General features: G+C 58.5%; 24 protein-coding genes and 2 pseudogenes. 11 read left to right on the forward strand and 15 right to left on the reverse strand.

The genetic code is table 11. The features are described 5' to 3' along the window. Nucleotides 1–27 precede the first annotated feature (27 nt). Nucleotides 28–492, forward strand: a complete 465-nt coding sequence (locus OQ460_RS18420; RefSeq protein WP_410018816.1) for a CopD family protein — start codon at nucleotides 28–30, stop codon at nucleotides 490–492. 64 nt (nucleotides 493–556) lie between these two features. Here the strand turns inward: OQ460_RS18420 and OQ460_RS18425 are convergent, their stop codons facing one another. The 3 genes from OQ460_RS18425 to OQ460_RS18435 form a co-directional block, all read right to left on the reverse strand. Beyond that, nucleotides 557–1,315 (reverse strand): collagen-like protein, encoded by a 759-nt coding sequence (locus tag OQ460_RS18425; RefSeq protein ID WP_410018817.1) that lies wholly within the window; start codon nucleotides 1,313–1,315, stop codon nucleotides 557–559. After that, nucleotides 1,308–1,598 carry a DUF1145 domain-containing protein gene (locus OQ460_RS18430; RefSeq protein ID WP_410018818.1) on the reverse strand — a complete coding sequence of 97 codons (291 nt, stop codon included), beginning with the start codon at nucleotides 1,596–1,598 and terminating at the stop codon, nucleotides 1,308–1,310. The genes OQ460_RS18425 and OQ460_RS18430 overlap by 8 nt, the downstream gene beginning before the upstream one ends. A 176-nt stretch (nucleotides 1,599–1,774) precedes the next feature. Next, entirely contained in the window at nucleotides 1,775–2,470 is a 696-nt protein-coding gene (locus tag OQ460_RS18435) for an OmpA family protein (protein WP_410018819.1), read from the reverse strand. Between the two features lie 190 nt (nucleotides 2,471–2,660). Here OQ460_RS18435 and OQ460_RS18440 point away from each other — a divergent pair, with 190 nt between their 5' ends. The 8 genes and pseudogenes from OQ460_RS18440 (at nucleotide 2,661) to OQ460_RS18475 (ending at nucleotide 9,164) form a co-directional block, all read left to right on the forward strand. Further along, complete coding sequence (locus OQ460_RS18440; protein WP_410018820.1) at nucleotides 2,661–3,158, forward strand: DUF6231 family protein; 498 nt, start codon at nucleotides 2,661–2,663, stop codon at nucleotides 3,156–3,158. A gap of 4 nt (nucleotides 3,159–3,162) precedes the next feature. Continuing rightward, nucleotides 3,163–3,633: a YchJ family protein gene (locus OQ460_RS18445; RefSeq protein WP_410018821.1), complete on the forward strand. Its 471-nt coding sequence runs from the start codon at nucleotides 3,163–3,165 to the stop codon at nucleotides 3,631–3,633. A gap of 27 nt (nucleotides 3,634–3,660) precedes the next feature. Then, a complete protein-coding gene (locus OQ460_RS18450) occupies nucleotides 3,661–4,152 on the forward strand; it encodes an LEA type 2 family protein (protein WP_410018822.1) in 492 nt (163 codons plus the stop codon). Further along, nucleotides 4,149–4,343 carry an SEC-C metal-binding domain-containing protein gene (locus OQ460_RS18455; RefSeq protein ID WP_410018823.1) on the forward strand — a complete coding sequence of 65 codons (195 nt, stop codon included), beginning with the start codon at nucleotides 4,149–4,151 and terminating at the stop codon, nucleotides 4,341–4,343. Before OQ460_RS18450 ends, OQ460_RS18455 begins: the two co-directional genes overlap by 4 nt. 85 nt (nucleotides 4,344–4,428) lie before the next feature. Continuing rightward, nucleotides 4,429–5,073, forward strand: a complete 645-nt coding sequence (locus OQ460_RS18460) for a glutathione S-transferase N-terminal domain-containing protein (protein WP_410018824.1) — start codon at nucleotides 4,429–4,431, stop codon at nucleotides 5,071–5,073. Between the two features lie 154 nt (nucleotides 5,074–5,227). Continuing rightward, complete coding sequence (locus OQ460_RS18465) at nucleotides 5,228–7,669, forward strand: penicillin acylase family protein (RefSeq protein WP_410018825.1); 2,442 nt, start codon at nucleotides 5,228–5,230, stop codon at nucleotides 7,667–7,669. 272 nt (nucleotides 7,670–7,941) lie between these two features. Next, nucleotides 7,942–8,690: pseudogene (locus tag OQ460_RS18470) on the forward strand (hypothetical protein); the annotation flags it as partial. Then, a pseudogene (locus tag OQ460_RS18475) lies at nucleotides 8,611–9,164 on the forward strand (DEAD/DEAH box helicase). The pseudogenes OQ460_RS18470 and OQ460_RS18475, both read left to right, overlap by 80 nt. Before the next feature lie 21 nt (nucleotides 9,165–9,185). Here OQ460_RS18475 and OQ460_RS18480 read toward each other — a convergent pair. Next, on the reverse strand, nucleotides 9,186–9,380 hold the full coding sequence (locus tag OQ460_RS18480; protein WP_410018826.1) for a hypothetical protein: 195 nt from the start codon (nucleotides 9,378–9,380) through the stop codon (nucleotides 9,186–9,188). A gap of 107 nt (nucleotides 9,381–9,487) precedes the next feature. Next, the gene (gene dcd, locus OQ460_RS18485) at nucleotides 9,488–10,054 is read right to left on the reverse strand and encodes a dCTP deaminase (RefSeq protein ID WP_003219273.1); all 567 of its coding nucleotides are present in this window, start codon (nucleotides 10,052–10,054) and stop codon (nucleotides 9,488–9,490) included. Nucleotides 10,055–10,442: 388 nt separating this feature from the next. Between dcd and OQ460_RS18490 the strand changes: the two genes are divergently transcribed. Beyond that, entirely contained in the window at nucleotides 10,443–10,652 is a 210-nt protein-coding gene (locus tag OQ460_RS18490; protein ID WP_002554837.1) for a cold-shock protein, read from the forward strand. A 191-nt stretch (nucleotides 10,653–10,843) separates the two neighbouring features. Here the strand turns inward: OQ460_RS18490 and rpoS are convergent, their stop codons facing one another. The 8 genes from rpoS to OQ460_RS18530 all read right to left on the reverse strand — a co-directional run bounded on the left by rpoS (nucleotide 10,844) and on the right by OQ460_RS18530 (nucleotide 18,039). Then, nucleotides 10,844–11,848 carry an RNA polymerase sigma factor RpoS gene (gene rpoS / locus OQ460_RS18495; RefSeq protein ID WP_410018827.1) on the reverse strand — a complete coding sequence of 335 codons (1,005 nt, stop codon included), beginning with the start codon at nucleotides 11,846–11,848 and terminating at the stop codon, nucleotides 10,844–10,846. A 105-nt stretch (nucleotides 11,849–11,953) separates the two neighbouring features. Then, nucleotides 11,954–12,784, reverse strand: a complete 831-nt coding sequence (locus tag OQ460_RS18500) for a peptidoglycan DD-metalloendopeptidase family protein (protein WP_410022049.1) — start codon at nucleotides 12,782–12,784, stop codon at nucleotides 11,954–11,956. 209 nt (nucleotides 12,785–12,993) lie between these two features. Continuing rightward, nucleotides 12,994–13,629 (reverse strand): protein-L-isoaspartate(D-aspartate) O-methyltransferase, encoded by a 636-nt coding sequence (locus tag OQ460_RS18505; protein ID WP_169865481.1) that lies wholly within the window; start codon nucleotides 13,627–13,629, stop codon nucleotides 12,994–12,996. 41 nt (nucleotides 13,630–13,670) lie between these two features. Continuing rightward, nucleotides 13,671–14,420 carry a 5'/3'-nucleotidase SurE gene (surE, locus tag OQ460_RS18510; protein ID WP_410018828.1) on the reverse strand — a complete coding sequence of 250 codons (750 nt, stop codon included), beginning with the start codon at nucleotides 14,418–14,420 and terminating at the stop codon, nucleotides 13,671–13,673. After that, nucleotides 14,408–15,466, reverse strand: coding sequence for a tRNA pseudouridine(13) synthase TruD (gene truD / locus OQ460_RS18515; protein WP_410018829.1), 1,059 nt, complete (start codon nucleotides 15,464–15,466; stop codon nucleotides 14,408–14,410). The genes surE and truD overlap by 13 nt, the downstream gene beginning before the upstream one ends. Beyond that, the gene (ispF, locus tag OQ460_RS18520; protein WP_410018830.1) at nucleotides 15,463–15,936 is read right to left on the reverse strand and encodes a 2-C-methyl-D-erythritol 2,4-cyclodiphosphate synthase; all 474 of its coding nucleotides are present in this window, start codon (nucleotides 15,934–15,936) and stop codon (nucleotides 15,463–15,465) included. The genes truD and ispF overlap by 4 nt, the downstream gene beginning before the upstream one ends. A 54-nt stretch (nucleotides 15,937–15,990) precedes the next feature. Beyond that, nucleotides 15,991–16,836, reverse strand: a complete 846-nt coding sequence (gene fghA / locus OQ460_RS18525; RefSeq protein WP_410018831.1) for an S-formylglutathione hydrolase — start codon at nucleotides 16,834–16,836, stop codon at nucleotides 15,991–15,993. A 90-nt stretch (nucleotides 16,837–16,926) separates the two neighbouring features. Beyond that, nucleotides 16,927–18,039 (reverse strand): S-(hydroxymethyl)glutathione dehydrogenase/class III alcohol dehydrogenase, encoded by a 1,113-nt coding sequence (locus tag OQ460_RS18530; RefSeq protein WP_410018832.1) that lies wholly within the window; start codon nucleotides 18,037–18,039, stop codon nucleotides 16,927–16,929. Nucleotides 18,040–18,145: 106 nt separating this feature from the next. Here OQ460_RS18530 and OQ460_RS18535 point away from each other — a divergent pair, with 106 nt between their 5' ends. Continuing rightward, the gene (locus OQ460_RS18535; protein WP_410018833.1) at nucleotides 18,146–19,042 is read left to right on the forward strand and encodes a LysR substrate-binding domain-containing protein; all 897 of its coding nucleotides are present in this window, start codon (nucleotides 18,146–18,148) and stop codon (nucleotides 19,040–19,042) included. A gap of 33 nt (nucleotides 19,043–19,075) precedes the next feature. Here OQ460_RS18535 and ispD read toward each other — a convergent pair whose 3' ends face one another. Together ispD and ftsB are read right to left on the reverse strand one after the other, a co-directional pair. After that, on the reverse strand, nucleotides 19,076–19,783 hold the full coding sequence (ispD, locus tag OQ460_RS18540; RefSeq protein ID WP_410018834.1) for a 2-C-methyl-D-erythritol 4-phosphate cytidylyltransferase: 708 nt from the start codon (nucleotides 19,781–19,783) through the stop codon (nucleotides 19,076–19,078). Next, on the reverse strand, nucleotides 19,780–20,058 hold the full coding sequence (gene ftsB / locus OQ460_RS18545; protein ID WP_410018835.1) for a cell division protein FtsB: 279 nt from the start codon (nucleotides 20,056–20,058) through the stop codon (nucleotides 19,780–19,782). Before ftsB ends, ispD begins: the two co-directional genes overlap by 4 nt. Between the last annotated feature and the right edge of the window lie 144 nt (nucleotides 20,059–20,202).

Consider the following 20,202-nt stretch of genomic DNA (forward strand, 5'->3'; position numbering starts at 1 on the left):
TAATCCCGCGCAGAACGGAGTACTTCGATGACCGTCTTTAGCCTTGCTTATACCTTGCATTTATTAGCCGCCCTGGTGTGGGTCGGCGGTATGTTTTTCGCCTGGATGATCCTGCGTCCCGCCGCTGTGGCTGCACTTGAGGGACCTGCCCGACTCAGGTTATGGGTGAATGTGTTTCAACGTTTTTTCGTGTGGGTCTGGGTCGCAGTGCTGGTTTTGCCGATCAGCGGTGTCGGGCTGTTGCACCTGCGCTTCAGCGGTTTTGAGACCGCGCCGCGGTATGTGCAGATCATGATGGGATTGTTTGTGGTGATGACGGCGCTGTTTATCCGGATTCAGGCGTTGAATCTGCCGCAATTGCGCACGGCGGTAGAAGCTGAGGATTGGGCGGCGGGCGCCGCTGTGCTAGGACAGATTCGCAGGTTGGTGGGGGTTAATTTGGTGATTGGATTAGTGGTAGTGGCTGTGGCCTCGGCGCGACCGGGGTTTTAATCGTGGTGGGATGGTCGGGGGCATATCCGTTGCTGCGGTCATGGCCCCAACCAACCACCTCAACTCAAAACCGCTGAACAGTTACAGACCCCACATCCCCTGCCGCCCCGGACTGCCCCTCAATCCCAGGCCGGCCTTTTTCGCCTCCATCGGCGCGGTATACCAGGCAACCCTTGGACTGCCCACCTTTGCCCGGCTTACCCGCGACCCCCGGCAAACCACCAGCGCCGCCCTCGACCAGGACCTTTATCTGCTCACTCGGATAGTCCCGGGGCAACTCGATCCGCACGGCCGCCCCCGCAGCCCCGGACAGACCGTCACCGCCGTTGTCGCCATTGGCTCCGCGCCCGGCCGAGCCCCAAGTACAGCCTGGATCCTCACCATTGGCGCCATCCAATCCGGCATAACCCTGGGCACCGGTACCGCCACGGGCATCTACCGACAATTGTTCGGCGTTCAACGACTCAATGCGCAGATTCAAGTCACGCCCCGGCCTGGCCGGCTTTTCATGCGTCCCCGGCGCACCACGGGAGGTGATTTGACTACCCTGTTCCAACTGCGCATGGCCGACCTGCAGCTGAAGGCTCGAAACACTCGGCACAATCGCAATCCGCGCTTCACGGCCCAAGTGCAGTTGAGCAACGTTGACCTGAGTGATATTGGCCGGAATCAGCAAGGTCCCGTAATCCGCCACTTCCAAGCGCTCCAGTTGCAGCACGCTGCTGCTGTTGGGCAGGCGCATCAACGAGTTCGTCTCGACGCTGACGCTCTCGGCCAGAGCAAGGGGGCTGGCCAGCAGGGCCAACAGAAATACCTTACGCATGATTGACTTCCTTGTTCACGTCATCGACGACAGGCGCCGAAAGGCTCTGCACATGGAACATCCCCACCAGCAGGATCTGCAGGCGGTCCCGCCAAGGGTGGGCACGATGCTTGATACTGGCGTTGAATAACCACAACTCCAGAAAGTGGGTCAGTAGCAATAGACTGCCGGCCAGATTGACCAACAGGTGAAACGGATTGATCAGTGGCCTGAACAGATTGACGATCACGACCACCCAGAACAGCAACGTCAGAACCTTCCCCAGCCCCAAAAGCACCTTCATCCCGCCTGCTCCCCTTGCACATTATTCTTTGGGCGCACAGTAACGAGTTCTAGAGGCGATTTGCCAGTGAAGGTTTAAAAAACTTGATAACAAAGCGACTTGGCGACCGGATCGACGAGGATCGTCAGAAGCTGCCGACAGAAATGCCCCTGCGACGCGCACAGGGGCATGGCAGGTCAGCGATTGATCTGGATTTCTACACGACGGTTCAAGGCACGACCGTCGGCAGTTTTATTGTCGGCTACAGGGTGCGTTTCGCCGGCTCCCGTCACCGCCACAAAATTACTGCGAGGTACTCCGGAACCGACCAGATATTCGGTCACCGAATACGCGCGTTTTTCCGAAAGTTTCTGGTTATAGCCGTCTCTGCCGACGCTGTCGGTATGACCGCTGACCCTTAGCTGGGCGCTCGGCGCTTCCTGTTTCAGACGGGTGGCGACGGTATCAAGCTTGGCCTTATCGGCTGCAGTCAGTCTGGCCGAGTCGAATTCGAAGTGAACGTCACGAATCACGATGGTCTCTTCCTTGACTACCACGACCTCCTCCACAACGACCGCCTCAGGCGTTGGAGGACAGCCGCTTGCATCAACCTGCACACCTTTAGGCGTACCAGGGCACTTGTCGCGACTGTCGGGGACGCCATCGCCATCCTCGTCACCGTCGCCATGAACCCAGCAATAAGCGCCGGCCATGCCGCCGATCAACAAGGCACCACCACCAGCCCACGCAGAGCTTTCGGTCGCGCCAAGCGCGGCCCCGGTTACACCGCCCAGGGCAGCGCAAGTGGGCCAATCGGTTTTTTGCAAGCCTGCGCAACCTGTCAATACTCCGGTTAGCAGAACCAAAGGTAGAGCTGTCCGCATAATGCTCATCTGATTTCTCCTGAAAGGATCGGCCGGGAGCCGATGGGTGGAGTAAAGACCGCTCTTTTGATCTGCGCCAGCAAGCCGAACCCCGTATTCATTGGCTCAGGCGGCTTTTACCGAAGGCCAGGCAGCCACCGGCTCTAGGCCCGCACGCTCAAGCAGGCTAGTCTCTACGACTCTGATGTGAGGAACTTCGATGATCGCCGGCAATTCTTCCCGTACGCCCCAGCAAGCCCTCGCGGCCTTGCTCGACTTGCATGCCCCCAAACGCCTGTTGCTGTTGGGTGCCAGTCAGTTTCCAGCGCTTGATGCGTTCCGCGATGCGCACCCCGACACCGTAGTGTCCATGGCCGGGCCGGGTCCCTTGCCAAAGGAACTGGCGGCACAACGTTTTGACCTGGCAGTGGCGGTGGATTGCCTGGAGCACCTGTCAAAACCTGAAGGGTTGGAGCTGCTGGGTGGCGTCCGCAACCTGAATGCCAGCCGCATTGCGGTGTTGGTGGACCTGATGGCCTGCGGCTGGAAGGAAACCGATTTTTTCTCCCTGGCACTGCAAGCCAGTGGAAGCTTTCAGCGCGACAATCAGGTACTGACGCTGTTTACCTATGATCTGCTTGAATACAAACAGGTACCGGACTGGCTCAACGCCCGCTTTTGGGCCAACCCGCAAAACTTCGGAAAGTATTGGTGGTAACCCGATGAGTACATCCATTTGCCCCTGTGGCAGCAGCAACCTTCTGGATGCCTGCTGCGGCCATTACCACGCTGGCCACCCCGCCCCCTGTGCCACGGCGTTGATGCGCTCCCGCTACAGCGCCTATGTATTGGGCCTGGTGGACTACCTGGTGGCCACCACGCTACCGGCCCAACAGGCAGACCTGGACCGCGACGCCATCAGCGCCTGGAGCGCTCAAAGCACTTGGCTGGGCCTGGAGGTGGAAAGTTCGGAAGTGTTCGGCGGTCAGCCGGAGCATGCTTTCGTCACGTTTACCGCCCGCTGGCACGACAGCAACGGTGAACATAGCCACCAAGAAAAATCATCCTTCGTACAAAACGATGGACGTTGGTACTTCATTGATCCTACGGTAGAGATGAAGATCGGACGCAATGACGCGTGCCTGTGCGGCAGCGGGCAGAAATTCAAGAAGTGCTGTTCCAGCTATCGGTAATGGCACCGCTCCTACAGGGACTACGCCATGGTTATCCGGTTACGAACCCACAGCCTTTTGCTGGCGTTGATGCTCGGACTTTCGGGCTGCACCTCCTGGTTCACCGATGATGCCCCATCGCCCCAGATACACTTGGTAAAAGTGGAACTGGTCCGCGCCAAATTACTGGAGCAGAAGTTCAAGCTGCACTTTCGTGTCGATAACCAGAGCGACTCGGACCTGACAGTGCGCGGCCTGATCTACAGGATCAGCCTGGCCGACGTGCAACTGGCCGAAGGTGAATCCAACGAGTGGCTGACTGTGCCACCCCACAGCCGGGCTTTTTTCAAAATATCGGTGCGCACCAACCTGTGGCCACAAGTGCGACAAATCGCCGAACTCCTGAAAAACCCGGAGCGCCCCATTCCATACCGTCTCGACGGCGAACTCAAAACCGGCTTATTCATCGGTAACGACGTGCAAGTGATGCGCAGTGGCGAGATAATCCCCGGCGATTTTATTCCGGAGCAACATCGATGACTCAGCAACCCCATGTCCATGGTCCAGACTGCAACCATGACCACGATCATCACGACCATGGCCATGTCCACGGGCCCAATTGCGGCCACGCGCACCAGGAACCCGTGCGTAATACATTGAAGGACGTCGGCCGCAACGATCCTTGCCCATGCGGCAGCGCCAAGAAGTTCAAGAAGTGCCACGGGGCTTGATGCCCTGAACCCCGCCGATGTGTGGTGATCCCACGCATCGGCGCTGTTTTTGTCTGTTCACGCGCTATCCCTACAGGAGAGCTTCATGATCGACTTGTATTACTGGACCACCCCCAACGGCCACAAGATTTCGTTGTTTCTCGAAGAAGCAGGCCTGCCCTACAAGGTGCATCCGATCAATATTGGCCAGGGCGAGCAGTTCAAGCCCGACTTCCTGAAAATATCGCCCAACAACCGCATTCCGGCGATTGTCGACCAGGACCCGGTCGACGGTGGCACACCGATTTCCCTGTTCGAATCCGGTGCGATCCTGCTGTACCTGGCGGAAAAAACCGGCCAGTTTCTGCCCAAAGACCTACGCGCACGCCAGGAGGTCTCGCAATGGCTGTTCTGGCAAATGGGTGGGCTTGGTCCGATGGCCGGGCAAAATCATCACTTCAGCCAGTTCGCCCCGGAAAAAATCCCTTACGCCATCAAACGCTATGTAGATGAAACGGCCCGTCTGTACGGTGTGCTCGACCGGCGCCTGGCAGGCCGGACATTTGTCGGCGGCGAGGACTACAGCATCGCCGACATGGCGATTTACCCTTGGATCGTATCCCACAAGTGGCAGAGCCAAAAACTGGAAGACTTTCCAAATCTGCTGCGCTGGTTCAACCATATCAAGGACCGGCCGGCGACAGTGCGGGCTTATGAGCTGGTGGCAAAGGTAAATCCGCCGAAGCCGTGACGCCTTTTCATTCGGAAGCTGCCGACGCAAGCCCGACAGCTTCTACATTTGCTCAAGCAAAACCACAAAATAAGCAGCGCCTCCCGCTTGCGTCGTTTCGTCGCGCTCACTAACGTAGCGCCTTTACTGACGTAACCCCCGCAGGAGCTTTGCCATGGCCTCGCCAGCCCTCTCACATTTTCTTCCCCGGTTCGGCGTTGTCGCGGCAGTGGTCAGCGCCCTGGGCCTGGCCGGTTGCCAGTCACTGAACACCCAGGACACCCTTCCCCCTCTTTCCGGCGTGCAGCCGCTCAAGGGGCTGGCACAAAACGTTTCGGTGCGACGTAACAGCCAGGGCATGCCGCTGATCGAAAGCAATACGTTCCATGACGCGTTGTTCTCCCTGGGTTACGTCCATGCCAGTGACCGGATCAACCAGATGGTCACCCTGCGGCTGCTGGCCCAGGGCCGCCTGGCAGAAATGTCGGGGCCGGACGCGCTGGATGTCGACCGTTTGATGCGGGCCGTCAATCTGAAAAAAAGCGCGGGCGAGCTATATAACGCATCTTCACCGCGCCTCAAGCGCTTCTTTGAGGTGTATGCCCGAGGGGTCAATGCGTACCTGTTCCGCTACCGCGACAAGCTGCCGTCGGACCTGGCCCAGACTGGTTACAAACCGGAGTACTGGAAACCGGAAGACTCGGCACTTCTGTTCTGCCTGCTGAACTTCAGCGAGTCGGCCAACCTGCAGGAAGAGTTGTCATCGCTGGTACTCGCCCAAACAGTCGGGGCCGATAAACTCGCCTGGCTGACGCCTGTAGCCCCGGATGAACCCTTGGCATCGAGCGAGGCCGACAATCTCAAGGGCGTGAACCTGAGCCAGATCAGCGGCCTCGCCGCGCTGGACGCCGCCATCCAGCAACTGCGCGCTTTTAATAGCCTGGGCTCGACCACTTCCAGTAACTGGGCCATTGCCCCGCAACGCAGTCGCAGCGGCAAGAGCCTGCTGGCCAATGACCTGTCATCCAGGCTGCAAACACCATCACCCTGGAACTACGTACAGATTCGCGCACCGAAGTACCAGGCCGCCGGCGTCTCGATTGCAGGACTGCCGACGCTGTTTGCGGGCTTCAACGGTAAAGTCGCATGGAGCATGAGCGCAGCCAAGGGCGATACCCAAGACCTGTTCCTGGAAAAAGTCAGACGCCAAGGCGGCGCGCTGTACTACGAGAGCAATGGAAAATGGTTGCCTGCCGTGGTGCGCAACGAAACCTTCTTCGCCAAAGGTCAGCGACCGATTCGCGAAACAGTCTACGAAACCCGGCATGGCGCCCTGCTCAACAGCGCCCAGTCTCTCGGCAGCGGCTACGGCCTGGCCCTGCAAACCGCAGACCTCAAGGATGACAAGAGCCTGGACGCGCTGTTCGACCTGTCCCGGGCACAAAACGCCAGCAAAGCCTCCGATGCCACTCGTGAAATCCGCGCCATCACCCTGAACATGATCTTCGCCGACGCCAGTAGCATTGGCTGGCAAGTCACCGGCCGCTTCCCCAACCGTCGCGAAGGCCAGGGCCTGCTGCCGTCGCCAGGCTGGGATGGGCGCTTTGACTGGGATGGCTACGCCGATGCAATGCTCCACCCGTATGACCAGGACCCGCCCCAGGGTTGGCTGGGCATGGCTAACCAGCGCACCGCACCGCGTGGCTACGGCATGCAGTTGTCCAACTCCTGGGATGCCCCGGAACGCAGCGAGCGCCTGGCTCAACTGGCGGGCGCCGGCAAGCACGACAGTCGCAGCATGATTGCCATGCAATACGACCAGAGCACCCTGTTCGCCGCCAAACTCAAGGCCATGTTCAACGCTCCCGGAATGGCCCAGCCGCTAAAGCAGGCGATCGACGCCCTGCCTCCCGCTGAGCGCGCCAAGGCCCAGGAAGCTTTCAATCGCTTGATGGCGTTTGATGGGCGCCTGGCGGCCACCTCCGGCGACGCGGCAATTTACGAACTGTTCCTGCAACAAAGCACCCAGCAGATCTTCCTTGACGAGCTGGGACCCGAAACCAGCGCTGCCTGGAAAGCCTTCGCCAGCAACGCCAAACTCTCGTATTCGGCCCAGGCCGACCACTTGCTGGGACGCGAAGACAGCCCGTTCTGGGATGATCTACGCACCCCGCAGAAAGAAGACAAGCCGGCGATCCTCGCCCGCAGCCTGGCAGCCGCCATCACTGCGGGCGACAGCCAGTTGGGCGTGGATCACAGAGCCTGGCAGTGGGGCAAACTCCATAGCTATACCTGGAAAAACACCAGCGGCCAGACCGTGCGTGGCCCTGTCGCGGCAGGCGGCGACCACACCACGCTGAATAGTTCGTCGTACGATGCGGCCCAAGGCTTTGACACTCTCGAGGCACCGGGCTTGCGAATGATCGTCGACTTTGCTCAGGTCGAGCCGATGATGGGCCAGAACGGCATCGGCCAATCCGGCAACCCGGCCAGCCCGCACTATGCCAATGGCATTGATCCATGGCTCAGGGCGCAATACCTGAGCTTTCCGATGCAGCTGCAAAACCTTGAAAAGGTGTATGGGAAGACACGGCTGACCTTGGTGCCTGGCAAGTAACCGAGAGGGTATTGGCTGTGGGGGTTGGATATTCGTCCACCCTCCACAGCCAACAAGTTCACCCGCGCAAATCCGTAGATATCCATAGCAATGACCGCCAAGCCAGCCGGCATCAGACCGCGCTGTTTTATCGAATTTCTCACGCCTGCCCCGCCTCATAACCTACAAGCCCACCACCCTGGCCCGCCCATGGACCTTGTTATTGCCCGACCGGGAGGCCTGTACTGCCCCGCCGCAGACTTCTACATCGCCCCCTGGCGCTCGGTGGAGCACGCGGTGGCCAGCCATATCCGTTTTTTCTTGCCCACTCCCTGGCGCAACCGACTGACCAGTTCGACAACCTGCTCGGCGCCCAGCAAGACTGGCAAGTGGAATGGAAGTGGGATGGCATCCGCGCACAACTGGTCAAGCGCGAGGGGCGGCTGTGGATCTGGACGCGGGGTGAGGCTTCCCGGAGCTCCACGACCTAGCGCATGACCTACCCGATGGTACCGTGATGAATGGCGAAATCGGCGTGGAAAGCATGATGCTCAAGGCCCGGGAACGCCTGTATGGGGTAGGCAGGACCAAAGACATGGGTGTGTGTGGAAATGGAAAGTCGAACCCTTCAGTGTCGATGCCGTGCTGATCTATGCGCAGCGCGGCCATGGGCGACGCGCCAGCCTCTACAGCGATTACACCTTCGCCGTCACCCGGTAGCAGCAAGCGCACGCTGGTACCGTTTGCCAACGCATATTCGGGGTTGACCGACGAGTAGATACGCAAGGTCGACGGCATCGTCCGCAAGACCACAGTGGAGAAGTTCGGCCCGGTCAACAGTGTCACGCCCAGCCTGGTATTTGAGCTGGGGGTTGAAGGTATTGCACTGTCCAAACGGCACAAAAGTGGGATTGCGGTGCGTTCTCCCAAAATGCTGCGCTGGCGCCAGGACAAGTCGGTGGATGACGCCGACAGCCAGGCCACCTTGCAGGCATTGCCTGATTGCCGACGCACATGTTGGCAAGACTTCGACTTATCGTAGCCTTGGCCAGCCGGTGCCCCGGGGGACAACCACCGAGAACCTCCTGCGGCTGGACCGATTGTTGGCAGAATTCCCAAGCGCGCGGATGATCTTTCTGGGCGATTTCCTTCACGACCCAGGCTCCCACGCCATCGGCACGCTGAGCGCCTTGAGAGCATGGCGCGCACGTCATGCCGAACGTTCAGGCGATCCGCCAGGAGACCTGGGTATCGAGGTGGTCAGCGAACCACTGCTGATGGGGCCGTTTGCCGTGCAGCATGAAGCTGACGCGCACCCCAGCCATCATGTGTTGGCGGGACATGTGCATCCGGTGTATCGCTTGCATGGCAAAGGACGGCAAAGCCTGCGCCCGCCGTATTGTGTATTGGGGTGCTGCCAGCCTTCAGCGCCTTTACCGGCGGTTACCCGGTGGCGCGAGAAGAAGAAAGTCAGATATTTGTGATCGGTGGCCACAAAATATGGCCAGTGCAATAACGCCCTGACCATTCACAAACATCACGCCACTGGCGCGGGCGGCGGCTCATCCGGAAGCACGGGCTCGCCAGGCTCAGCAGGCTGGGGATAGTCAGGTTCGGGCTGGCCGGGGATACCGCCAGCGGCGGGATCAGCCATCAGGGACCACGCCAGAACGCCAACCTGGTTGGGTTCAAGCCGTGCAAGTTCGGCGTTGATTCGCGGATCGAGCTTCATAAGGGACTCCTCAAGCGTGGCCCGTATCGTTTTGCACGATTCGGGGCAGTACGCTCAATAGAGTGCCTGCCCGCTGACAAATTCCCTTGAGGCGTAGGACCTTCCGATCAAGTGCGTGGGAGAGTGACGCCGCGCTGGCCCTGATACTTGCCGCCACGGTCCTTGTAGGAGACTTCACACTCTTCATCGGACTCAAAGAACAGCATCTGTGCCACGCCTTCGTTGGCGTAGATTTTCGCCGGCAAGGTGGTGGTGTTGGAGAACTCCAGGGTCACGTGCCCCTCCCACTCGGGCTCAAGCGGGGTGACATTGACGATAATGCCGCAACGCGCATAAGTGCTCTTACCCAGGCAGATGGTCAGAACATTACGGGGAATACGGAAGAACTCGACAGTACGCGCCAGCGCAAATGAGTTTGGCGGGATGATACATACGTCGCTCTTGACGTCGACGAAGCTTTTTTCGTCGAAGTTTTTCGGATCGACAGTGGCCGAATTGATATTGGTGAAGACCTTGAACTCATCGGCGCAACGTACATCGTAACCGTAGCTGGAAACCCCGAACGAAATCAGCCTCTCGGCGCCTTCGCCGCGCATCTGGCGCTCTACGAAAGGTTCGATCATGCCGTGCTCTTGCGCCATGCGGCGAATCCACTTGTCCGATTTGATGCTCATGGCGGGTGTCCTGAATAGCGAGGTGGTAAATTCTGTTGGGCATCTTACCGGGGCTGGCCTCTTGGTTCAAAGGAACCCGGGGGTTTTCTTGATCAGCGCAGCGGTCCAGCCACCGCCGCACAGCTGGGTCGCGCCTTTATTTCACATTGGCAACGTCGAAAAAGGGCACCGCCAGTCACGAAAATAGAGAAACCTTAGGAAATACCATTGGCACGTTCCGGAAAAAGGGTTAAGGTGGCGCCACTGTGCTGCTTGTGTCACTGAGAATCTCTACACGATATGTTGAATTTCGATCCAACCATCTCCAAGAATTTTTCCTGCTCTTTGCACTCAGTCTCGGCCAGGGCTTTTCCTGAGTCGCAGTTAACTTTGTTCAAGGAGTTACACCATGTCTAATCGCCAAACTGGTACCGTTAAGTGGTTCAACGATGAAAAAGGCTTCGGCTTCATCACTCCACAATCCGGTGACGACCTGTTCGTTCACTTCAAAGCTATCCAATCCGACGGCTTCAAAAGCCTGAAAGAAGGCCAACAGGTTTCTTTCATCGCTACCCGCGGTCAGAAAGGCATGCAAGCTGAAGAAGTTCAAGTTATCTAACTTGTACTGACTTAGTCGAAAAGACCCCGCCCTTAAAAGCGGGGTTTTTTTATGCCTGGATTTCGGGAACACCTGAAAAAATGTGGGAGGAGGCTTACTCCCGATAACGGTGGGTCAGTCGATACATCTGGCGACTACCACAGCTATCGGGAATAAGCCTCCTCCCACACTCAAGCATTAAAGATGCATCGCTACTGGAACAACGACTCACTCGACAAGCCGTTCTTCTCAAGGATCTCACGTAGGCGCTTGAGACCCTCCACCTGGATCTGACGTACCCGCTCGCGGGTCAAGCCGATCTCCAGGCCGACATCTTCCAGCGTGCTGCTCTCATGGCCGCGCAAGCCAAAGCGGCGTATCACCACTTCGCGCTGCTTGTCTGTCAGCTCTGAAAGCCACTGATCGATGCTTTGTGACAGGTCATCGTCCTGCAACAGTTCGCAGGGATCTGTTGGACGATCATCGGTCAGGGTATCCAGGAGGGTTTTATCCGAGTCCGGCCCCAACGAGACATCCACCGAAGAGACTCGCTCGTTGAGGCCCAGCATGCGCTTGACCTCCCCTACAGGTTTTTCCAGCAGGTTGGCGATTTCTTCCGGTGAAGGCTCATGATCGAGTTTTTGTGTCAGCTCACGTGCCGCCCGCAGGTATACGTTGAGCTCCTTGACCACATGAATCGGCAGCCGGATGGTCCGGGTCTGGTTCATGATCGCCCGTTCGATGGTCTGGCGGATCCACCACGTGGCATAGGTCGAGAATCGGAAACCCCGCTCGGGGTCGAATTTCTCCACGGCGCGAATCAAGCCGAGGTTGCCCTCTTCGATCAGGTCCAACAGGGAAAGCCCACGATTGACGTAGCGCCGGGCGATCTTCACCACCAGCCGCAAGTTACTTTCAATCATGCGCTTGCGCCCCGCCGGATCGCCTTTTTGCGACAACCGCGCAAAATAGACTTCTTCTTCGGGGGTGAGTAGAGGGGAAAAACCGATTTCATTGAGGTACAACTGAGTCGCATCGAGCGCTCGGGTGTAATCAATATATTTGTGCTGTTTTAACGCGGGGGAGTTTTTGGATTTGGTGCGAACTGGAGGTACAGCAGGCCCCTCATTCAACATCGAATCCGTCTCGATGCCGGTCTCCATAAGGAGAACCTCATCGTCGATGTCAAACTCCGGCGCTTCTTTACTGAGAGCCATTGTTATAGTCCTTTGGTGAGTTCGACCTCAAGCTCAAGCGACGCCTTTATCCTTGGCAACGCTGGAGCCTGTTCCTTCTACGTGAGGGAACAGGCTGGCAACACATCAACGACGGGGTAAGAATTGCAGTGGATCAACAGGTTTACCTTGGCGGCGAATCTCAAAGTGAAGTTTCACCCGATCTGTACCCGTCGAACCCATCTCGGCAATCGTCTGCCCGACCTTGACCTGCTGCCCCTCCCGAACCAACAACCTGCGGTTATGACCGTAGGCACTGACGTAGGTATCGCTGTGTTTGATGATGATCAGCTCGCCGTAGCCCCGTAAACCACTCCCGGCGTACACCACTGTCCCATTTGACGCAGCCAAAACAGGCTGTCCCAAATCCCCGGCGATATCAATGCCTTTATTCAAACTACCGTTTGAAGAGAATTTTCCAATCAGGATGCCATTTGAAGGCCACCCCCAACCGCTTGGTCCGGGCCCGGCAGGTGGCAACGGCGCGGGTGCTGGCTTTTTCGCAACCGTTGATGTTGCAGTGCCTGCAGGCCTAGTAATGATGGTGGTTTTGCTGGATGACGACGCCGACGAACCGGACTTTGTCACTACTGCCGTAGGCCTTGAGCCGGTGCGCCCATCGAAACGAATGGCTTGACCCGGGTGTATCGTATACGGCACGGGAATGTTGTTACGAGCCGCTAGAGCCTTGTAATCCCAGCCGTAACGGAAGGCAATCGAGAACAACGTATCGCCCTTGCGCACCACATATTGCCCAGTGGTGACGGTCGGTCTTTGTGGCGTGTTGCGATCAATGACCCGCGCCCCACCGTTCGGCGTGCTCGAGCAAGCCGCCAACAATGAACTCAAGACAAGGCCAATCACCAGTCGCTGAAAGCTGTTTTTACTCATACGCTGCGCAATGACCGTGAGACTCACCCGCCGCTCCCTTTGTGGTGGCTGAACATGAACGCCTGTGACAGGCTTGAAATATGAGGCAAGTATAACTGGATGCCGAACTTTAACTGGCAACAACTTAGAAACGAAAAATTCATCTTGTTTGCCAATTGGCATGATCATGTTGACTCAACCGACTTCGCTGTATGACACATGCCCGACGATAGAATTCAGTACACCCAATCAAATGATCAAGCCAGCGGACCATTAAGCAGCGGAACAAAACGCACCGCGCCCAGAACATGCCGGGAAAAACCTTCTTCCTCGCGAACGATCAGCATCAGTTGCTGCACCTCACCGGACCCTACCGGAATCACCAGGCGACCGCCCGGAGCCAACTGGTCCAACAGTGCCTGGGGCACATCGGTAGCCACGGCCGTGACGATGATGCCATTGTAAGGCGCCAGCGCCGGCCAGCCTTCCCAGCCGTCTCCCCAGCGAAAGACCACATTGCGCAGGTTCAGCTCAACCAGGCGCTCCTTGGCCCGATCTTGCAAGACCTTGATCCGCTCGACGGAAAAGACCCGCTCTACCAGTTGCGACAGCACCGCCGTCTGGTAGCCCGAGCCGGTGCCGATCTCCAGCACCTTGTCCAAGGGACCTGCGGCCAGCAACAGCTCACTCATCCGCGCCACCATATAGGGCTGGGAGATGGTCTGGTTGTGGCCGATGGGCAGCGCCGTGTCTTCATAGGCGCGGTGCGCCAGAGCTTCATCAACGAATAGATGCCGCGGGGTGCGACGAATGACTTCCAGCACTTGGGCGTTGGACAAGCCCTCCTCGTACAGCCGCTGGATCAATCGCTCGCGGGTGCGCTGGGAAGTCATGCCGATGCCTCGGCGCAGCAGGTCGTCTTGTTCACGAGCCATCAGCGCAACCCCTCCAGCCAGCCATCGAGACTATTGAAGGCATCACTGAAGGTGCGATCGAGCTGCAACGGGGTAATCGAGACATAACCTTGCATCACCGCATGGAAGTCCGTGCCCGGCCCGCCGTCCTCGGCATCGCCGGCGGCGGCGATCCAATAGCCTTCCTTTCCACGGGGATCGACGACTTTCAGCGGTGCCGCCGCACGGGCACGATGGCCAAGGCGAGTCAGCTGGATGCCGCGAATATGGTCCAGGGGAAGATTGGGGATATTGACGTTGAGCACCGTGCGCGGTGGCAGGTCCAGAGTGTGATGGGCCTCTACCAGCTTGCGGGCGAAATAGACCGCCGTCGGCAGGTTGTCCACTTGCCGGGAGGCTAGCGAAAAGGCAAACGAAGTCCGACCCAGGAAACGTCCTTCAAGCGCCGCAGCCACCGTTCCGGAATACAACACGTCATCACCCAGGTTGGCACCCAGGTTGATACCCGAAACCACTAGGTCCGGTTCCTGCGCCAGAAGGGTGTTGATCGCCAGGTGGACACAATCGGTCGGAGTGCCGTTAACGCTGACAAAGCCATTAGGCAAAACCTGTGGGTGCAACGGACGATCGAGCGTCAGCGAACTGCTGGCACCACTTTTGTCCTGGTCCGGGGCAACCACCACGCATTCGGCGTAGTCCACCAGCGCAGCATGAAGCGCGGCAAGGCCGGGTGCTGTGACCCCGTCGTCGTTTGATATCAGAATACGCATGGGCTGTCCGTCTGCCCCACCGGCACCAGATCAACAAGCTCGCGCACCAATACAGTGGCGAAGCATCCGGCCGGCAGGACGAATTCCAATTGCAGAATGTCAGGTTCGGGATAATGCCACGTCAACCCGCCAATGGGCAGTCGCAGAATGCGACGTTCCTGGCTCATTCCGGCATTGACCAGCCAGTCACGCAGATCTGCCTCACTCGCTGCGATGGTTTGCTCCAGCTCATGGGTCGCGCCGCCGGCAGGCGAATCACCCTCCCCCCACTGCGGCCCGGTGGGGTGCAGATCAAGGATAGACAGGCGTGGGTCGCTGCACTCGGCTTCTCCCGCCGGGAAAAAGCTGCGGCTGTCGGTAAACGCCAGCAAGTCACCGACTTGGGCGCGCTGCCATGAACCATCGGTTACCCGCGCCGCCAGCACTTTATTGAATAGAAAACTGCGGGCGGTCGACAACAGCCGCGAACGCACGTTGCGTTGCTCCGGCAGGGCCTTGCGCGCAGCCCAGTCACGAGCATCGACGACGTTGCCGCCATTATGACCAAAACGCTGGGAACCAAAATAATTGGGAACGCCGTGCCGGGCAATCAGTTGCAGGCGAGCATCAATGGCGGCGCTATCGCCAGTCAACTGGGTCAGGCGCAAGGTAAAACCGTTGGCCGAATGCGCACCGCGCTGCAACTTGCGCTTATGGCGGGCAACTTTCAGGATCCTGAGGGAATCGTCTTGCGCCCCGCTCAGGTCTGGATCAGCCTTGCCCGGTAGCTGCACGCTGAACCACTGGCGGGTCAGCGCCTGCCGGTCCTTGAGGCCCGCATAGCTAACGGTGCGCAATGGCACGCCGGCAGCCTTGGCAATGCGCCGCGCGGCTTCCTCAGTGTTCAGCCCGCGCTTTTCCACCCACAGCCATAAGTGTTCACCTTCGCCGGACAGCGGGATATCCAGCACTTCATCAACCTGAAAGTCTTCGGCAGTTGCCTTCAGTACCGCACTGCCAAGTGCATTGCCATAGGCCCGCGGGCCCAACAGTTGCAGATCGTTCATGCGCGCAGCAACAAGGCAACGGAATGGACGGCAATGCCCTCTTCACGCCCGGTAAAGCCGAGTTTCTCGGTGGTGGTGGCTTTCACGTTCACTTGATCCAGTTCTATTTGCAGGTCCGCGGCAATCAATACGCGCATCGATTCAATATGCGGGGCCATCTTTGGCGCCTGGGCGACGATAGTGTTATCGACATTGCCCACCTTCCAGCCCTTGGCATGGATCAGGCCGACCACGTGGCGCAACAGCATGCGGCTGTCCGCCCCCTTGAAAGTGGGATCGGTATCCGGAAAGTGTTTGCCGATATCCCCCAACGCCGCTGCGCCGAGCAAAGCATCGCTCAAGGCATGCAAGACAACGTCACCGTCGGAATGAGCCAGCAACCCTTGGTGGTGTGCGATCCGTACACCGCCCAGGGTGATGAAGTCGCCTTCGGCGAAACGATGCACATCATAGCCGTGGCCAATACGCATAAAAAAACGCCCCGATTTAATTCAGGGCGTGATTCTACCTACTTTTGCCTCACATTAACCGAGCAAAGCATGTCCATGATGTCGCAAATGGTCATCAATGAAGCTGGCGATAAAGAAGTAGCTGTGGTCATAGCCCGGCTGCAGACGTAGCTCCAGTGGGTGACCAGCGGCTTTGGCCGCTTGCTGCAAGGCTTCGGGCTTGAGCTGCACGGCGAGGAAATCGTCGCGATCGCCCTGGTCCACCAGCAATGGCAGCTTTTCCGCGGCCTCGCTGATCAACACGCACGCATCCCACTCGCGCCACTTCGAACGCTCTTCGCCCAGATAACGGGAAAAGGCTTTCTGGCCCCAGGGACAATCCATCGGATTATTGATTGGCGAAAACGCCGACACCGACAGGTAACGCCCCGGGTTGCGCAAGGCACACACCAGCGCGCCGTGGCCACCCATGGAATGACCGCTGATGCCGCGTTTATCCGATGCGGGGAAATGCGCCTCAACCAACGCCGGCAATTCCTGCACCACGTAGTCATGCATCCGATAGTGCTTGGCCCACGGTTCCTGCGTGGCATTCAGATAGAAACCGGCGCCCAGGCCGAAATCCCACGCCTTGTCCGGATCACCCGGCACGCCGGGCCCGCGGGGGCTGGTGTCCGGCGCCACGATAATCAACCCCAGCTCGGCGGCCATGCGCTGTGCACCGGCCTTGTGCATGAAGTTCTCATCTGTACAGGTCAGCCCCGACAGCCAGTACAACACCGGCAGTTTGCCGCCCTGCTCGGCTTGCGGTGGCAGATAGACCGCAAAGGTCATATCGCAGCCCAGCACCTGGGAGCTGTGCCTGTAACGCTTATGCCAGCCGCCAAAACTTTTCTGGCAAGAAATATTTTCCAAGGTCATGGGAATCTCCCAGCCTCAAGTTGCAAGCTTCAAGCTGCAAGTGAAGCGCGTTCACCTGCAGCTTGAAGCTTGTAGCTTGCCGCTGCTCTGTCAGAAGTGGATGACGGTACGAATGCTTTTGCCTTCATGCATCAAATCAAAGGCCTTATTGATATCTTCCAGACCCATGGTGTGGGTGATGAACGTATCCAGCGGGATTTCGCCGCTCTGAGCCATTTCCACATAGCTTGGCAACTCGCTGCGCCCACGCACGCCACCGAAAGCCGAGCCACGCCAGACGCGCCCGGTGACCAACTGGAACGGACGGGTCGCGATCTCCTGACCGGCGCCGGCAACACCGATGATCACCGACTCACCCCAACCCTTATGGCAGCACTCAAGGGCCGCACGCATCAGGTGCACATTGCCGATGCACTCGAAGGAAAAGTCCACGCCGCCATCGGTCATGTCGACGATGACTTCCTGAATCGGACGGTCGAAGTCTTTCGGGTTTACGCAGTCCGTAGCCCCCAGTTGCTTGGCAATCTCAAACTTGGCCGGGTTGATATCAATGGCAATGATACGGCCGGCCTTGGCTTTCACCGCACCGATCACCGCCGACAAACCAATCCCGCCCAAGCCAAAGATGGCAACAGTGTCACCCGGCTTGACCTTGGCTGTATTGATCACCGCACCGATGCCAGTGGTGACGCCGCAACCGAGCAGGCAGACTTTTTCCAGCGGCGCTTCTTTAGGAATTTTGGCGACGGAAATTTCCGGCAGCACGGTGTACTCGGAAAAAGTCGAGGTACCCATGTAATGGAAAATCGGCTGCCCCTTGTAAGAAAAACGCGTGGTGCCATCAGGCATCAAGCCTTTGCCCTGGGTCGCGCGAATCGCCTGGCACAGGTTGGTCTTGCCCGACAGGCAGAATTTGCATTTGCCGCATTCCGGGGTGTACAGCGGGATCACGTGATCGCCCACCGCCACCGAAGTCACGCCCTCGCCAATGGCCTCGACCACTGCGCCGCCTTCATGGCCAAGGATCGAAGGGAAGATACCTTCCGGGTCGGCGCCCGATAGGGTGTAGGCATCGGTGTGGCAAACACCGGAGGCCACGACGCGCAACAGAACTTCACCGGCCTTGGGCATGGCGACATCGACTTCAACGATTTCCAGCGGCTTTTTGGCCTCGAAGGCAACGGCGGCGCGCGACTTGATCATGCTGACTCTCCAGTGAATAAAAACGAGACAGGGAGTGTAATACAGCCGGTTACGATGAATAATCGAGGCAAAAGCAAAACATTATTGCCACACAGGGATAATCCTGATGTCCGAGAATCGCTGGGAAGGCATCGATGAGTTCGTCGCCGTCGCCGAGTGCAGCCAGTTCACCGCCGCAGCCGAACGCCTTGGCGTGTCGTCCTCCCACATCAGTCGGCAAATCGTACGGCTTGAAGAGCGCCTGCAAACCCGCTTGCTTTATCGCAGCACCCGCCGGGTCGCGCTGACCGAGGCCGGGCAAACCTTCCTGCAGCATTGCCAACGTTTGCAGGATGGCCGCGAAGAAGCCTTGAGAGCGGTCGGCGACCTGACTAGCGAACCCAAGGGCATGCTGCGCATGACCTGCGCCGTGGCCTATGGCGAACGGTTTATCGTGCCACTGGTGACACGCTTTATGGGGCTTTACCCGCAGCTACGCGTCGATATAGAACTGAGCAACCGCCAACTTGACCTGGTACATGAAGGCCTGGACTTGGCGATTCGCCTGGGGCGCCTGCAAGACTCGCGAATGGTGGCCAGCCGCCTGGCGCCCCGGCGCATGTACCTTTGCGCGTCCCCCTCCTACCTTGAGCGATATGGACGGCCACATAGCTTGTCGGAACTGAGCCGCCACAACTGTTTGATTGGCAGCTCGGATATTTGGCAATTGGCGCAGGACGGACGAGAGTTTTCCCAGCGCGTGCAGGGAAACTGGCGCTGCAACAGTGGGCAAGCGGTTTTGGATGCAGCACTGCAAGGGGTAGGGTTGTGTCAGTTGCCGGACTATTACGTACTTGAACATCTGCAGAGCGCAGCACTAGTGTCATTGCTCGAAGCCCATCAGCCACCGAATACGGCGGTGTGGGCGCTGTATCCACAGCAGCGGCACTTGTCACCGAAAGTCCGCAAGCTGGTGGATTTTCTGAAAGCGGGGTTGGCCGAGCGGCCGGAGTATGGCGGATGATCTGGAGTGTCGGACCTGGCTTGCGTCCAGAGCCTACCTGCGATTCGCCCACCGCAACCTGAGCCACTCAAGATCCTCCGGCCGGGTGACCTTGATATTGTCCGAGCGCCCTTCAATCAGGCGCGGGGCCTGGCCGGACCACTCCATGGCCGAGGCTTCGTCAGTGATTACTGCATCTGCCACCAGACTGTCAGCCAGCGCCCGGTGCAAGGCGCCCAGACGAAACATCTGCGGCGTGTAGGCCTGCCAGATCAGGCTACGATCAACTGTCTCCACCACCCGTCCGTGCTTATCCACACGCTTGAGGGTGTCCCGTGCCGGCACCGCCAGCAAACCACCGACAGGATCATCCGAAAGCTCTGACAAAAGCCTGTCCAAGTCCTCACGGCTCAAATTGGGCCGTGCCGCATCATGGACCAACACCCAGTCTTCATCGCCAGCGCCCTGAGCGTGCAAATGCAGCAACGCATTGAGCACCGAGCCGGAGCGCTCGCCGCCGCCGTCCACGCGCGCAATTCGCAGATCGCCGGCACACGCCAGGCCAGGCCAGTAAGGATCATCAGCAGCAAGACTGACCACCAGGCCCTTCAGGGCTGGATGATCGAGAAAACAGCCGAGGCTGTGTTCGAGAATAGTGCGCCCGCCCAGTAGCAAATATTGCTTGGGACGGTCCGCAGCCATACGTGCACCGACGCCCGCGGCAGGAATCACAGCCCAGAAGGCCGGCAAACAGGAATTCATTGGGCCAACTGGTAGAGGGTTTCGCCCTCCTTGACCATGCCCAGTTCATGGCGAGCCCGCTCTTCAACGGTCTCCATGCCTTTTTTCAATTCAAGCACCTCCGCATCGAGCACGCGATTGCGCTCCAGCAGACGCTCGTTTTCGGCGTGCTGCTCGGCAATTTGCTGGGTCAGGTCGGTAACTTGCGCCAAGCTGCCATTGCCCACCCATAGGCGGTATTGCAGGCCAGCCAGCAACAAGAGCAAGACGAGGAACAACCAATTGGGACTGCGCATCGAATATCGGGTTTCCAGTGAAAAAAGACAGCCACGCAAAACTTTTGAAGCAACTGATAGCACGAAGCCTGGAAGAACCAGGCTTGTGCTTGATAGGCATCAGATTAGTGGGAAAATTCGACGTATCGCGTCTTTTTTTCCGAC

Origin of the sequence: Pseudomonas imrae (assembly GCF_046352735.2) — a bacterium.
Taxonomy (GTDB): domain Bacteria; phylum Pseudomonadota; class Gammaproteobacteria; order Pseudomonadales; family Pseudomonadaceae; genus Aquipseudomonas; species Aquipseudomonas imrae.

Excerpts from the sequence above, each read along its gene's own strand:
- OQ460_RS18420 (WP_410018816.1), top strand. The coding sequence starts at position 28 with ATGACCGTCTTTAGCCTTGCTTATACCTTGCATTTATTAGCCGCCCTG.
- OQ460_RS18425 (WP_410018817.1), bottom strand. The coding sequence starts at position 1,315 with ATGCGTAAGGTATTTCTGTTGGCCCTGCTGGCCAGCCCCCTTGCTCTG.
- OQ460_RS18430 (WP_410018818.1), bottom strand. The coding sequence starts at position 1,598 with ATGAAGGTGCTTTTGGGGCTGGGGAAGGTTCTGACGTTGCTGTTCTGG.
- OQ460_RS18435 (WP_410018819.1), bottom strand. The coding sequence starts at position 2,470 with ATGAGCATTATGCGGACAGCTCTACCTTTGGTTCTGCTAACCGGAGTA.
- OQ460_RS18440 (WP_410018820.1), top strand. The coding sequence starts at position 2,661 with ATGATCGCCGGCAATTCTTCCCGTACGCCCCAGCAAGCCCTCGCGGCC.
- OQ460_RS18445 (WP_410018821.1), top strand. The coding sequence starts at position 3,163 with ATGAGTACATCCATTTGCCCCTGTGGCAGCAGCAACCTTCTGGATGCC.
- OQ460_RS18450 (WP_410018822.1), top strand. The coding sequence starts at position 3,661 with ATGGTTATCCGGTTACGAACCCACAGCCTTTTGCTGGCGTTGATGCTC.
- OQ460_RS18455 (WP_410018823.1), top strand. The coding sequence starts at position 4,149 with ATGACTCAGCAACCCCATGTCCATGGTCCAGACTGCAACCATGACCAC.
- OQ460_RS18460 (WP_410018824.1), top strand. The coding sequence starts at position 4,429 with ATGATCGACTTGTATTACTGGACCACCCCCAACGGCCACAAGATTTCG.
- OQ460_RS18465 (WP_410018825.1), top strand. The coding sequence starts at position 5,228 with ATGGCCTCGCCAGCCCTCTCACATTTTCTTCCCCGGTTCGGCGTTGTC.
- OQ460_RS18480 (WP_410018826.1), bottom strand. The coding sequence starts at position 9,380 with ATGAAGCTCGATCCGCGAATCAACGCCGAACTTGCACGGCTTGAACCC.
- dcd (WP_003219273.1), bottom strand. The coding sequence starts at position 10,054 with ATGAGCATCAAATCGGACAAGTGGATTCGCCGCATGGCGCAAGAGCAC.
- OQ460_RS18490 (WP_002554837.1), top strand. The coding sequence starts at position 10,443 with ATGTCTAATCGCCAAACTGGTACCGTTAAGTGGTTCAACGATGAAAAA.
- rpoS (WP_410018827.1), bottom strand. The coding sequence starts at position 11,848 with ATGGCTCTCAGTAAAGAAGCGCCGGAGTTTGACATCGACGATGAGGTT.
- OQ460_RS18505 (WP_169865481.1), bottom strand. The coding sequence starts at position 13,629 with ATGACTTCCCAGCGCACCCGCGAGCGATTGATCCAGCGGCTGTACGAG.
- surE (WP_410018828.1), bottom strand. The coding sequence starts at position 14,420 with ATGCGTATTCTGATATCAAACGACGACGGGGTCACAGCACCCGGCCTT.
- truD (WP_410018829.1), bottom strand. The coding sequence starts at position 15,466 with ATGAACGATCTGCAACTGTTGGGCCCGCGGGCCTATGGCAATGCACTT.
- ispF (WP_410018830.1), bottom strand. The coding sequence starts at position 15,936 with ATGCGTATTGGCCACGGCTATGATGTGCATCGTTTCGCCGAAGGCGAC.
- fghA (WP_410018831.1), bottom strand. The coding sequence starts at position 16,836 with ATGACCTTGGAAAATATTTCTTGCCAGAAAAGTTTTGGCGGCTGGCAT.
- OQ460_RS18530 (WP_410018832.1), bottom strand. The coding sequence starts at position 18,039 with ATGATCAAGTCGCGCGCCGCCGTTGCCTTCGAGGCCAAAAAGCCGCTG.
- OQ460_RS18535 (WP_410018833.1), top strand. The coding sequence starts at position 18,146 with ATGTCCGAGAATCGCTGGGAAGGCATCGATGAGTTCGTCGCCGTCGCC.
- ispD (WP_410018834.1), bottom strand. The coding sequence starts at position 19,783 with ATGAATTCCTGTTTGCCGGCCTTCTGGGCTGTGATTCCTGCCGCGGGC.
- ftsB (WP_410018835.1), bottom strand. The coding sequence starts at position 20,058 with ATGCGCAGTCCCAATTGGTTGTTCCTCGTCTTGCTCTTGTTGCTGGCT.